This window comes from Bradyrhizobium iriomotense (assembly GCF_018130765.1).
GTDB lineage: Bacteria > Pseudomonadota > Alphaproteobacteria > Rhizobiales > Xanthobacteraceae > Bradyrhizobium > Bradyrhizobium iriomotense_A.
This window is the reverse complement of sequence record NZ_JAFCJZ010000006.1, coordinates 98,578-110,529: the sequence shown is the minus strand read 5'-3', so window position 1 is coordinate 110,529 and position 11,952 is coordinate 98,578. Positions and strand designations below refer to the sequence as shown.

Here is an 11,952-nt window from a genome sequence, read left to right as displayed (position 1 = left end):
AAATCCATCGCGGACAATACCCTTACCTGAAAGTTAAGGGGCGTCCTGACATGACCGATGTAGCATTCGACCGCGCGGTAGCCGATCCCGCGCCGATCCAGCCAGCCTCCCGGCCCAATCTCGACAAGGGCTTCAACCCGCTGACGATGATCCTGTTCTTCGGTATCCTCGCCGCGGGCCTGCTGTTCGTCGCCTACAGCATCTATGCCGATGTCAACGCCACCGGCACGCGGGTCACGACCTTCCTGCCCTACATCCTATTGTTCGTCGCCCTGCTGATCGCGCTCGGCTTCGAGTTCGTCAACGGTTTCCACGACACCGCCAATGCGGTGGCGACCGTGATCTACACCCATTCGCTGCCGGCTGAAGTCGCCGTGATGTGGTCGGGCTTCTTCAATTTCCTCGGCGTGCTCTTGTCCTCCGGCGCGGTCGCCTTCGGCATCGTCTCGCTGCTGCCGGTCGAGTTGATCCTCCAGGTCGGCTCCAGCGCCGGCTTCGCCATGGTGTTCGCGCTGCTGATCGCCGCGATCCTGTGGAATCTCGGCACCTGGTTCTTCGGCCTGCCCGCCTCGTCCTCGCACACGCTGATCGGCTCTATCATCGGCGTCGGCATCGCCAACGCCGTCATGCGCGGCCGCGACGGCACCTCGGGCGTGGACTGGAGCAAGGCCACCGAGATCGGCTATGCGCTGCTGCTGTCGCCGTTGGTCGGCTTCATCTGCGCCGCCGTGCTGCTGCTCGCGCTCAAGTTCATCGTGCGTAACCCGGCGCTCTATGCTGCGCCCGAAGGCAACAAGGCGCCGCCGCTCTGGATCCGCGGCCTCTTGATCCTGACCTGCACCGGCGTCAGCTTCGCGCACGGCTCGAACGACGGCCAGAAGGGCATGGGCCTGATCATGCTGATCCTGATCGGCACCGTGCCGACTGCCTACGCGCTCAACCGCGCGCTGCCGGAATCCCAGGTCGCCCAGTTCCAGAAGACCTCGGACGCCGCCGCCAGGGTGATCTCGGCCAAGGGCGCCGGCCACAGCATCATCGGCGATCCCCGTCCGGCGGTGACGCAGTACATCGCGCTGCATCACATCAACGAAGGCACCTATCCCTCGCTCGCCGTGCTGGTGAAGGATGTCGGCGACCAGGTCGCCAAATACGGCACGCTGAACAAGGTGCCGGCGGAAGCCGTCGGCAACACCCGCAACGACATGTACATGACCTCGGAAGCGATCCGCTTCCTGATGAAGGACAAGGAGAACGATCTGAACAAGGAGGAGATCGCGACCCTCAACGCCTACAAGGGCTCGCTCGATGCCGCCACGAAGTTCATCCCGAACTGGGTGAAGATCGCGGTCGCGATCGCGCTCGGCCTCGGCACCATGATCGGCTGGAAGCGCATCGTCGTCACCGTCGGAGAGAAGATCGGCAAGAGCCATCTCACCTATGCGCAGGGTGCCTCCGCCGAGCTCGTGGCCGCCGCCACGATCGGCGCGGCCGACGTGTTCGGCCTGCCGGTCTCGACCACCCACGTGCTGTCCTCGGGCGTCGCCGGCACCATGGCGGCGAACGGTTCGGGCCTGCAGTGGTCCACGATCCGCAACCTGCTGATGGCGTGGGTGCTGACGCTGCCCTGCGCGATCATGCTGTCGGCCACGCTCTACGTGATCTTCTCGCGGATCTTCTGAGCCACCGCATCACTCAAGAACAAAGGGCCCGTGCGATGCACGGGCCCTTTTCGTTTGTGCGAGGAAATCGGCCTTAAGACGCCGCCAGCGATTCCTCGACCAGCTTCACCCAGTAGGACGTGCCGAACACGATCGCCTCGTCGTTGAAATTGTAGGCGGGGTGATGCAGGCCGGCGCTGTCGCCGTTGCCGCAGAAGATGAAGGCGCCGGGGCGCGCTTCCAGCATGTAGGCGAAATCCTCGCCGCCCATCAGCGGCGGCATCTCGTGCACATTGGCTTCGCCCGCGACCTGCTTGGCAATGCGCCGCGCCACCTCGGTCTCGGCGGCATGGTTGTTCACCACGGGATAGTTGCGCTTGTAGTGCAGATCGATCTTGGCGCCGGTGATCTGCGCCACGCCCGCCACCACCTCGTGCACGCGCTTCTCAACCAGCTTGCGCACCTCCGGCGACAGCGTGCGGATGGTGCCCTTCAGCGTCGCGGTCTGCGGAATGACGTTGCGGGCGTTGCCGGCGTGGAATTCGCAGATCGAGATCACCGCCGATTCCAGCGGATCGACGCTGCGCGCCACGATCGACTGCAGCGCCGTGATCACCTGCGCGCCGACCAGCACGGAATCGATGCATTTGTGCGGACGCGCGGCATGGCCGCCGAGGCCCTCGATCATGATGTCGACCTCGTCGGTCGCCGCCATGATCGGACCCGGCCGGATCGCGAACGAGCCGATCGGGATGCCCGGGCCGTTGTGCATGCCGTAGACCTGCTCGATGCCGAAGCGTTCCATCAGGCCGTCCTTGACCATGGCCGCGCCGCCGGCGCCGCCCTCCTCGGCGGGCTGGAAGATCACGATCGCATCGCCGGCGAAGTTGCGGGTCTCGGCGAGGTAGCGGGCGGCCCCGAGCAGCATCGCGGTGTGGCCGTCATGGCCGCAGGCGTGCATCTTGCCCGGGGTCTTGGAGGCGTAAGGCAGGTTGGTCTGCTCCTCCACCGGCAGCGCATCCATGTCGGCGCGCAGGCCGATCACCTTGAGCCCGTCGCCGGCCGGCTTGCTGCCCTTGATCACGCCGACCACGCCGGTCTGGCCGAGGCCAGTCACGACCTCATCGCAGCCGAACTCGCGCAGCCGGTCCGCCACGAATGCTGCGGTGCGGTGGACGTCATAGAGCAGCTCGGGATGCTCATGGATGTCCCGGCGCCAGGCCTGAATATCGGGTTGAAGGTCGGCGACACGGTTCACGATGGGCATGGAGGGTCTCAAGCTTTGTTGGGAATACAGGACTGTCTACCATGCAAGCGCCAGTCCACCCAACTCCCCGGGATCGGGGTCTGGCCCTGACGAACAGGCATGGCCGGGCTTGTCCCGGTCCGGCGGGTCTGCCTATTAGGACGGACGTTAAAGTGACCATCCGGGTGGAAGCAGAATGCCGAGACGGCTCGAAGGTGAATTTGACTACATTGTCGTCGGAGCCGGCACGGCCGGCTGCATCATCGCCAACCGGCTCTCGGCCGATTCCCGCAATCGGGTGCTCGTCCTTGAAGCGGGCGGCGACGACAACTGGATCTGGTTCCACATTCCGGTCGGCTACCTCTTCGCGATCGGCAATCCGCGCTCGGACTGGATGTTCAAGACCGAGGCCGAGCCGGGGCTGAACGGCCGCGCGCTGGCCTATCCCCGCGGCAAGGTCATCGGCGGCTGCTCGGCGATCAACGCCATGATCTCGATGCGCGGCCAGGCCGCCGACTACGATCACTGGCGTCAGCTCGGCATGACCGGCTGGGGCTATGATGACGTGCTGCCGCTGTTTAGGCGGATCGAGGATCACTTCCTGGGCGCGAGCGAGCATCACGGTGTCGGCGGCGGCTGGCGCATCGAGGCACCGCGGCTGTCATGGGCCGTTCTCGACGCCGTCGGTGACGCTGCCGAGGAGATGGGCATCAAGCGCATCCCGGATTTCAACACCGGCGACAACGAAGGCACCAGCTATTTCCACGTCAACCAGAAGCGCGGCCGGCGCTGGTCGTCGGCGCGCGGTTTCCTCAAGCCCGCGCTGAACCGTCCCAATTTGCGGCTCGAGAAGCACGTGCTGGTCGACCGTCTCATCATCGAGCAGGGCCGCGCCGTCGGCGTGCGATTCATCCAGAACGGCGAGATCATCGAGGCGCGTGCGAAGCGCGAGGTGATCCTCTCGGCCGGCGCGATCGGCTCGGTGCAGGTGCTGCACCGCTCCGGCATCGGCCCCGCCGACTGGCTGTCGCCATTGGGCATCGACATCGTCATGGACAAGCCCGGCGTCGGTCGCAATCTGCATGATCATCTGCAGCAGCGGGCGATCTACAAGGTCGAGGGCGTGCGCACGCTGAACGAGACCTATTACAATCTGTTCCGCCGCGGCCTGATGGGGCTCGACTACGCCTTCCGCCGGCGCGGTCCCCTGACCATGGCGCCGTCGCAGCTCGGCATCTTCACGCGCTCCGACGCGACGCGCTCCCGCGCCAACATCCAGTTCCACGTGCAGCCGCTGTCACTCGACAAGTTCGGCGATCCGCTGCACCGCTTCCCCGCGATCACGGTCAGCGCCTGCAATCTGCAGCCGACCTCGCGCGGCACCGTGCGGCTGCGCGCGACAACGCCTGACGAGAAGCCGATCATCGCGCCAAACTACCTGTCGACCGACGACGACCGCCAGGTCGCCGCCGACGCCATCCGCACCACGCGACGCCTGATGCAGCAGAAGGCACTCGCGAAATATCACCCCAGCGAATATCTGCCCGGCCCCTCCGTCGGCGACGATGACGCCTCGCTGGCAAAAGCCGCCGGCGATATCGGCACCACCATTTTCCACCCTGTCGGCACGGCAAAGATGGGCACGGCGAACGATCCGATGGCCGTGGTCGACGAACGGCTGCGCTTCTACGGACTCAGCGGCCTGCGCGTCGTCGATGCCTCGATCATGCCGACCATCACCTCGGGCAACACCAACACGCCGACCGCGATGATCGCAGAGAAGGGTGCTACGATGATTCTGGAGGATGCGCGATAGGGACGCCGCGGTCCGCCGCGCGAACCATTACGCAGATCTCAATACCACCGCAGGATCCAAACGCGCAGCCCGCTCAGCGGGCAGCAGACCGAAGACGGTCCCGACGAGACTTGAGCAGGCGACCGCGATCAGCGCCATCGCTTCGTTGAACTCGATCGGCCAACCCAGCGCCCAAGGGACCACGCGCGCGCAGGCATAGCCAACGATCAATCCCAACAAACCGCCGATCGTGCAGAGCAGCACCGCTTCCAACAGAAACTGTCGACGGATGTCCTGTGGTCGGGCGCCGAATGCCAGTCGAATACCTATTTCATTGATCCGTTCGGTCACCGACACGAGCATGATGTTCATCACCCCAATGCCGCCGACCAGCAATGAGATTCCTGCAAGCGTGGACACCAGCAACGTGAACTGGCGATAGGCTCGGTCACGAGTCTGGGCGACCTGAATGAGATTCTGAATCCGGAAATCGTCGGCCTTGCGCCCGACAATCTTGTGACGTTGCCGCAGGACGCGCGCAATCGCAGTTTCTGCCGCAGGCATCGACTGAGCGGATTCAGTCTTCACCAGAATCGAATGCACGACATCGAGATTGGCCTGACTGCGTCCGATGGTGAAGATTCTCGCCGACGACAGCGGAATGAACATGACGTCATCCTGGTCTCGGCCCGTAAAATCCTGCCCCTTCTCGGCGAGCGTCCCGATCACGAGATAGGACGAGCGTTCGATCCGAACGAAACGACCAAGTGGGTCACTGCCCCGGAACAGCTCACGCGCGACGGTACGACCAATGACGGCTATTTTTGCAGCCAATGCGACTTGGTCGTCGTTGAACAGCTGACCTTCTGCCAGCCTCCACTCGCGCGCTTCAAAAAAACCGGGCGTCACGCCGGCAACAAGCGTCGACCAGTTCAGGTCTCCTGATATCGTCGTCTTCTGCTCACCGACGAATGGTGCCGCGACGACAACCTCGGGCACCCCGCGAGCGACAGCGATTGCATCGCCCGCCGTGAGCGAAAGGATGGTACCAGCCTGCTGTCGTACGCCCTGCGCGACTTGCGCGCCAGGTTGCACGAGCAGCAGATTTGATCCAAGCGAGTTGATCTGGCGCGAAATCTCGGCCCGCGCCCCCTCCGCCACCGCGACCACGATCAGGACAGCAGCGACACCGATGACAATGCCGGTCACTGCGAGAATGGAGCGCAATATGTGCGCACGCACCGACCGAAACGCCAGATAGATATAACTGAATGTTCGCATTGAAGCCTCACGCCGGTCAAAGCTCATGAGGTACCATCACGTCCTATCCCTAGTTACCGACAATTGCACCGTCCCGCAGCCTGATCGTGCGCCACGCGCACGCCGCGACCTCGGAATCGTGGGTCACAAGCACGACCGTGAGACCTGCGCACTGCAGTTCGCCAAGAAGCGCGAGAATGGCATCGCGCGTGCTCGTGTCCAGTGCCCCGGTCGGTTCGTCGGCCAGGAGAAGGTCGGGGCCGTTGACGATCGCACGCGCGACGGCAACGCGCTGCTGCTCACCCCCCGAAAGCTGGGCGGGCACATGGTGCATTCGGCCGCCCAGCCCCACCTGCTCGAGCGCAGCGCGTGCCCGCGCGGTCGGATTCCGCAGCGGCTCGCGCCGGTAGAACAGCGGCAAGCCGACGTTCTCGAGCGCGGTCAGCCGAGGCAGCAAGTTGAAGTTTTGAAAGATGAACCCGATGCGCCGGTTTCGCAGTTCGCTCAAGCGAACCTTCGATTGAACGAAGACATCTTCGTCATCGAGAAGATAGCGCCCGCGTGAAGGATGATCGAGGCAACCGAGGATCGAAAGCAATGTCGATTTTCCCGATCCCGACGGGCCCATGATCGCAACGAACTCTCCGCGATCGATCTTCAGGCTTACGTCAAGCAATGCGTGAACAATCTGGTCACCGAGCCGGTGTTGCTTGTGGATATGGTCGAGGGTGACGAGCGATCGCATGCGCTAACCGGCCAACCGGCTCCAATCTAGGGTTTACTCCGATAACTGACGGCAACCTGTTCCCCTATCTTGACGTCTGGCGACTGGATCTCAGTGAGCGAATCTCCGGTCGCACCGAGTGACACCGTGGCTGGAGCCAATTGACCCGATTTCGAGCGGACCCAGATCACCCCCTGACCGGGCGAACTGTTGTTTCCGCCCGCCCGGGTCGGACGGAAGTTCAGCGCAGCGTTGGGCACTACCATCGCATCTTGATGCTCTTGAACCAGGATGCGGACGTCGGCAGTCATTCCCGGAAGCAGCAAATCGTCCGGATTGGGCGCCGAAATCATCACAGTGTAAGTCACGACGTTTTGTACCATTCGTGCTGCCTTCCGAAGCTCGAGCACGCGCCCCTCGAACGCGCGACCTGGATAGGAATCGATGCCGAAAAAAACACGCTGCCCGGTTCGCACCGCACCGATATCGGCCTCGCTGACGAATGCATTGACGCGCATGTCCGAAAGATCACGCGCGATGGTGAAGAGTGTCGGCGCCTGCAGGCTTGCAGCCAGCGTCTGGCCAAGCTCGACGCTGCGCCGAATGACGACCCCGTCGATCGGTGACTTGATGGTGCTTCTTTCAAGGTCAAGCCGAGCCCGTTCGAGAGAAGCCCGCGCAGCCATTACCCCGGCCGCGCGCACCTGCTCGCGCGCCCTGGTTGCGGACAATTCCGCTGCGCTCGCGCGTGCCGTCATCTCTGCCCGCTCGGCCTCGCGCTGGGAAACACTGCCGGTCTTGCTGAGCGCGGTCTTGATCTGAAGATCTCGCAAGGCATCATCGTGGTGTGCTTGTGTGCCCTCGACGGCTGCCTTCGCCTCCTCGTATTGTGCCAGCGCGACCGCGAGTGCAGCCTCCGCTTCCTTGAGCAGGACTTCAAAGGTCGCGCTGTCAAGCGCCGCAAGCGGTTCGCCGGCGCGAACGCGGGAATTGTAGTCAGCCATCAGTTTGGCGACCTGACCCGACAGCTGTGAGCTGACCTCGACGGTATCCACGGCTTCGAGCGTTCCAGCAGCAGTGACGTTCTGAACAACGTTATCGCGCGTGATACTGACATAGCGCAGATTGTCACCGTCATTCCCGATTGCTGAGACCGGGCTATCGGGCGCCCACAGCGGATACGCAACAGCAATCGCAGCGCCTCCCAGTGCTGCGCGCATCAGAAGGCTTCGAGGCAAACTCGGTTGATTGTCCGTGCGAATGTTAATCTCGCCGCATTAGCTCTTGCGGCGCTCCACGCTGAACGTTGCCCCCTCGTTGGCGATGCTGCAGGCGGCGCGATCAGACCAGAAGACTTAAGGCTGATCGCGCCGTCTTGGCGCGATCCGAAGCGATCGCAGTCGGCTGGATTAGGGCACCAAAGGGCTGCCTGTGGGCACAGTCTTCGTCCCGCTCAACGCCGGCGGAGGTGTCTTAAGAGCCTTCACCCCGGTCGTCGTATCCGTTGCCGGGACGGTGTGATCCTCGCCCTGAAACACGCTGCCTTGACCTGGGACGTCATCACCCGATCGCCCCGGATTATTGGTCCCATTCACGAATGGTTGGCTCGTCGCCGACAGCCCGCCGGCAGCCACGGCGGTGAACAGGTGGTCTGCCGCATAGCTCGGGCAAGAGACTGCAAACAATGATACGCCTGCCGCAAGGATCGCAAGTCTCGTCATCATCAACTCCTCTGTGATTTTGCGAATGCCAAGAGCACCAATCGTTAGATGACTCAGCAACGCTTGAATGCAATCGATCTCGGGCAGTTCCTAATTTTCCCGAAATAGAGTTCAATGGCTCCATGACGATGGGTTGGTTTCTGACACACAAGTCAGAAACGTTGGAGGGACCACGGCATTCCCCACGGGGATGCCGGAGCAATGCGCGGTGATGGTTCTTGAACACGGCCGACATGTCGCCCTCGCGCCACGCTCGTTTCGCGGACGCGGCGCGGTGAGCGAGCACCGGACTGCGGCTCCGCACTGCAACGCTCCGCGTCGCACCGCGTCCGGCACGAGACATCCTTCACGAAAACGTCATCGCATCCGGGAATAAGCCTCCCCCTGCCCCGATCACCTCCCCGAAGCCCAATTCCGGGCGACGTGGAGAGGCGCGATGAGCGGACAAGATCACGGGGGTGACGGCGTCAGCCGCCGTAAGGTGCTCGAATGCATGACCTGGGCCGGCACCGGGGTGCTCTGGACCGTCACGGGCGGCGTGCCGCGCTCGCTCGGCATCATCGATTCCGCTGACGCCGCGACCGCGGCTGCGCCCGGCATGAGCTTCCTCCAGATCAGCGACAGCCATGTCGGCTTCGACAAGCCGGCCAATCCCAACGCGCTCGGCACGCTGGAGGAGGCCGTGAACAAGATCAACGCGATGCCGGCAAAGCCCTCGTTCATGATCCACACCGGCGACATCACGCATCTGTCGAAAGCCGCCGAGTTCGACAACGCCGAGCGCATCATCTCGCAGACCAAGCTCGACGTGCACTACGTCCCCGGCGAGCACGACTTCATCGACGAGGAGGTGAAGCTCTATCGCGAGCGCTACGGCCGCGGCACCAAGGGCCACGGCTGGTACTCGTTCGACGCCGGCGGCGTGCACTTCGTCGGCCTCGTCAACGTCGTCGACCTCAAGGCCGGCGGTCTCGGCAATCTCGGCGCCGAGCAACTCGCCTGGCTCGAGGACGACCTGCGCGGCAAGTCGAAATCGACGCCGATCGTGCTGTTCGCCCACATCCCGCTCTGGACCGTCTATCCCGAATGGGGCTGGGGCACCGAGGACGGCGGCCGCGCGCTCGAACACGTCAAGGGTTTTGGCTCGGTCACCGTGCTGAATGGGCACATCCACCAGGTGATGCAGAAAGTCGAGGGCAACGTCACCTTCCACACCGCGCGCTCGACCGCCTTCCCGCAGCCGGCTCCGGGCGCAGCGCCCTCACCTGGCCCGATGAAGGTCGAGGACGCAAGGCTGCGCTCCATGCTCGGGGTAGCCAGCATCAACTTCAAGCAGAACGAGCAGCGGCTCGCGATCATCGACACGCCGCTCCAGGGCTAAGGCTGAACGGAAGCTGACAATGAAAACTCTCAATCGCCGCGACTTCGGTGTCGATTTCGGTCTCGCTCTGGCCGCGGCCATCCTGTTGCCCGCAACAAAAGCCCGCGCCGATGACATGGAAATCCATATCGACAATTTCGTGTTCCAGCCGGCCGAGCTCAAGATCAAGGCCGGCACCACCGTGACCTGGACCAACCGGGACGATATCCCGCACACCATCGTGTCGGCCGGCAAGTTCAGGTCCAAGACCCTGGACACCGACGACAAGTTCTCCTTCACCTTCACCAACGCGGGCGACTACAAATATTTTTGTTCGTTGCACCCGCACATGACGGGGATGATCAAGGTTGAGTAACGTCTTCAACCAAGGCATCAACGTCTTGCCCGGCCGGTGGTCCCACGCCGGCCGGGCTCGTGTGCCCGCGGTCACACACCCGGGCAAGACGAACAGAGACGAAACGAAGCCGCAGGCAGAACAAGAGGCAAAGCGAGGAGCGATGCCCGCCACCGACGATGTGCAGAAGGCGCAACGCTTCCGCGAGGCGGCGCTGCCCTATCTCGACGACGTCTACACGCTCGCGCGCTACCTGCTGCGCGATGCCTCCGACGCCGAGGACGCGGTGCAGGAGTGCTATCTGCGCGCGCTGAAGCATTTCGACAGCTACCGCGGCCCGGCGATGAAACCCTGGCTGTTCGCCATCCTGCGCAACGTCTGCAACGCCGAATATGCGCGGCGCGCGCACCGGCCGAGCGCAATCGAGGACACGCCCGGCGCAGACGAGCAGACGCCGCTCTGGCAGGAGACCGAGGCGAGCCCCGAGACCGAAGTGCTGCGCAGCCGCGATGCCGGCGCGATCCGCAAGCTGATCGACGCGCTCGCCGAACCCTTTAAGGAAACCTTCGTGCTGCGCGAGATCAACAACCTGTCCTATCGTGAAATCGCCGAGGCCGTCGGCGTTCCCGTCGGCACCGTGATGTCCCGCCTCGCCCGCGCCCGCGCCATGCTGCGCGCAGCCTGGACGGCGGAAGAGGAGCAAGCGAAATGACCTGCGACGAAGCGAGGATCCTGCTTCACGCGCTGCTCGACAACGAGCTCGACGCCGGCCACGCGCGCGAGGTCGAAGCGCATATCGCGAGCTGCCCGGCCTGCGCGGCGGAGCTTGCGGCACAGCGCGAGATGCAGCGCGTGCTAGCAGATACCGATCTGCGCTACACCGCGCCGGCGGCCTTGCGCGCGCGCATCGAAGCCTCACTGCCTCAGCCGCAGCGCCAGCAGCCGAGCCGCCGCGCCGTGCTGCGCGGCTTTGCGATGGGCTCGGCGGTCTCCGCGCTCGCCGCCTCCGGCGTCGTCGCGGTGGTACTGCGCCAGGACGACCAGCAGCGCATCCTGTCGGAGGTCGTTTCCGCGCATCTGCGCTCGCTCCAGGCCGGCCACCTCACCGACGTGGTCTCGACCGATCAGCACACCGTCAAGCCCTGGTTCAACGGCAAGCTCGACGTCGCCCCGCCCGTGATCGACCTCACAGCGCAGGGCTTTACGCTGGTCGGCGGCCGGCTCGACTATATCGATGCCCGCGCCATCGGCGCCGTGGTCTACCGGCGCCGGCAGCACGTGATCAATCTGTTCGTGTCGCAAACCGCGAGCACCGAGCACCGGCCACCAAAGACCCAGACCATGCAGGGCTTCAACTGCCGCCGCTGGGGCAACCGCGGCCTGAACTTCTGGGCCGTCAGCGATCTCGGCGCCGACGAGCTCGCCGAGTTCGTCGACAAGTTCGAGGTGGCGATGAAGGCGAATGTGGAGGGGTAGGTCCTGGAGATGTATCACGTATTGATACATTTCCCTTTTCACATGTATCAGACAATGATACACTGCTTCAGTGATCAGGACGTTTCGGGACAAAACAACTGAAGCGGTCTTTAACGGCGAAAGTCCCAAAGGCTTTCCGGCTGACCTCGTGAAGGTTGCGCGCCGGAAATTGCGCTATCTTCACGCTGCAGCCGAACTCGGCGACTTAAGGGCACCGCCCGGCAACCGTCTTGAGGCTTTGGCAGGCGATCGCAAGGGGCAGCACTCGATCCGGATCAACGATCAGCTCCGAGTGTGTTTTATCTGGACTGCGGAAGGCCCCACCGAGGTCGAGATCGTGGACTATCACTAAGAGAG

11 protein-coding genes are annotated in these 11,952 nt (G+C 63.7%); 7 read left to right on the top strand and 4 right to left on the bottom strand.

What is annotated here, in order from left to right; translation table 11 throughout:
- The first annotated feature begins 50 nt into the window (after window positions 1-50).
- The gene (locus JQ635_RS13295) at window positions 51-1,679 is read left to right on the top strand and encodes an inorganic phosphate transporter (RefSeq protein WP_211410319.1); all 1,629 of its coding nucleotides are present in this window, start codon (window positions 51-53) and stop codon (window positions 1,677-1,679) included.
- 73 nt (window positions 1,680-1,752) lie between these two features.
- Here the strand turns inward: JQ635_RS13295 and JQ635_RS13290 are convergent, their stop codons facing one another.
- Window positions 1,753-2,925 (bottom strand): M20 aminoacylase family protein, encoded by a 1,173-nt coding sequence (locus JQ635_RS13290; protein ID WP_211410318.1) that lies wholly within the window; start codon window positions 2,923-2,925, stop codon window positions 1,753-1,755.
- 175 nt (window positions 2,926-3,100) lie between these two features.
- Between JQ635_RS13290 and JQ635_RS13285 the strand changes: the two genes are divergently transcribed.
- Window positions 3,101-4,720, top strand: coding sequence for a GMC family oxidoreductase (locus JQ635_RS13285; protein ID WP_211410317.1), 1,620 nt, complete (start codon window positions 3,101-3,103; stop codon window positions 4,718-4,720).
- Between the two features lie 27 nt (window positions 4,721-4,747).
- Here the strand turns inward: JQ635_RS13285 and JQ635_RS13280 are convergent, their stop codons facing one another.
- From JQ635_RS13280 to JQ635_RS13270, 3 genes are read right to left on the bottom strand one after another with little or no spacing between them, the layout of a single operon-like run.
- Window positions 4,748-5,980, bottom strand: a complete 1,233-nt coding sequence (locus tag JQ635_RS13280) for an ABC transporter permease (RefSeq protein WP_211410316.1) — start codon at window positions 5,978-5,980, stop codon at window positions 4,748-4,750.
- Between the two features lie 49 nt (window positions 5,981-6,029).
- Window positions 6,030-6,704 (bottom strand): ABC transporter ATP-binding protein, encoded by a 675-nt coding sequence (locus tag JQ635_RS13275; protein WP_211410315.1) that lies wholly within the window; start codon window positions 6,702-6,704, stop codon window positions 6,030-6,032.
- A gap of 26 nt (window positions 6,705-6,730) precedes the next feature.
- Window positions 6,731-7,903 (bottom strand): efflux RND transporter periplasmic adaptor subunit, encoded by a 1,173-nt coding sequence (locus JQ635_RS13270; protein WP_211410314.1) that lies wholly within the window; start codon window positions 7,901-7,903, stop codon window positions 6,731-6,733.
- A gap of 937 nt (window positions 7,904-8,840) precedes the next feature.
- On the opposite strand from JQ635_RS13270, the gene JQ635_RS13265 reads away from it, so the two are divergent.
- The 5 genes from JQ635_RS13265 to JQ635_RS13245 all read left to right on the top strand — a co-directional run bounded on the left by JQ635_RS13265 (window position 8,841) and on the right by JQ635_RS13245 (window position 11,947).
- Window positions 8,841-9,785 carry a metallophosphoesterase family protein gene (locus JQ635_RS13265; protein ID WP_211410313.1) on the top strand — a complete coding sequence of 315 codons (945 nt, stop codon included), beginning with the start codon at window positions 8,841-8,843 and terminating at the stop codon, window positions 9,783-9,785.
- 19 nt (window positions 9,786-9,804) lie between these two features.
- Window positions 9,805-10,140, top strand: coding sequence for a cupredoxin domain-containing protein (locus JQ635_RS13260; RefSeq protein ID WP_211410312.1), 336 nt, complete (start codon window positions 9,805-9,807; stop codon window positions 10,138-10,140).
- Between the two features lie 142 nt (window positions 10,141-10,282).
- Window positions 10,283-10,831, top strand: a complete 549-nt coding sequence (locus tag JQ635_RS13255; RefSeq protein WP_211410311.1) for a sigma-70 family RNA polymerase sigma factor — start codon at window positions 10,283-10,285, stop codon at window positions 10,829-10,831.
- Window positions 10,828-11,595, top strand: a complete 768-nt coding sequence (locus JQ635_RS13250; RefSeq protein WP_211410310.1) for an anti-sigma factor family protein — start codon at window positions 10,828-10,830, stop codon at window positions 11,593-11,595. The genes JQ635_RS13255 and JQ635_RS13250 overlap by 4 nt, the downstream gene beginning before the upstream one ends.
- Window positions 11,596-11,665: 70 nt before the next feature.
- On the top strand, window positions 11,666-11,947 hold the full coding sequence (locus tag JQ635_RS13245) for a type II toxin-antitoxin system RelE/ParE family toxin (RefSeq protein ID WP_211410309.1): 282 nt from the start codon (window positions 11,666-11,668) through the stop codon (window positions 11,945-11,947).
- The last annotated feature ends 5 nt before the right edge of the window (window positions 11,948-11,952 follow it).

Bases quoted from the DNA above. Each gene is read 5' to 3' on its own strand.
- JQ635_RS13265 (WP_211410313.1), top strand. From the start codon at position 8,841: ATGAGCGGACAAGATCACGGGGGTGACGGCGTCAGCCGCCGTAAGGTG.
- JQ635_RS13290 (WP_211410318.1), bottom strand. From the start codon at position 2,925: ATGCCCATCGTGAACCGTGTCGCCGACCTTCAACCCGATATTCAGGCC.
- JQ635_RS13255 (WP_211410311.1), top strand. From the start codon at position 10,283: ATGCCCGCCACCGACGATGTGCAGAAGGCGCAACGCTTCCGCGAGGCG.
- JQ635_RS13260 (WP_211410312.1), top strand. From the start codon at position 9,805: ATGAAAACTCTCAATCGCCGCGACTTCGGTGTCGATTTCGGTCTCGCT.
- JQ635_RS13250 (WP_211410310.1), top strand. From the start codon at position 10,828: ATGACCTGCGACGAAGCGAGGATCCTGCTTCACGCGCTGCTCGACAAC.
- JQ635_RS13295 (WP_211410319.1), top strand. From the start codon at position 51: ATGACCGATGTAGCATTCGACCGCGCGGTAGCCGATCCCGCGCCGATC.
- JQ635_RS13280 (WP_211410316.1), bottom strand. From the start codon at position 5,980: ATGCGAACATTCAGTTATATCTATCTGGCGTTTCGGTCGGTGCGTGCG.
- JQ635_RS13275 (WP_211410315.1), bottom strand. From the start codon at position 6,704: ATGCGATCGCTCGTCACCCTCGACCATATCCACAAGCAACACCGGCTC.
- JQ635_RS13285 (WP_211410317.1), top strand. From the start codon at position 3,101: ATGCCGAGACGGCTCGAAGGTGAATTTGACTACATTGTCGTCGGAGCC.
- JQ635_RS13270 (WP_211410314.1), bottom strand. From the start codon at position 7,903: ATGCGCGCAGCACTGGGAGGCGCTGCGATTGCTGTTGCGTATCCGCTG.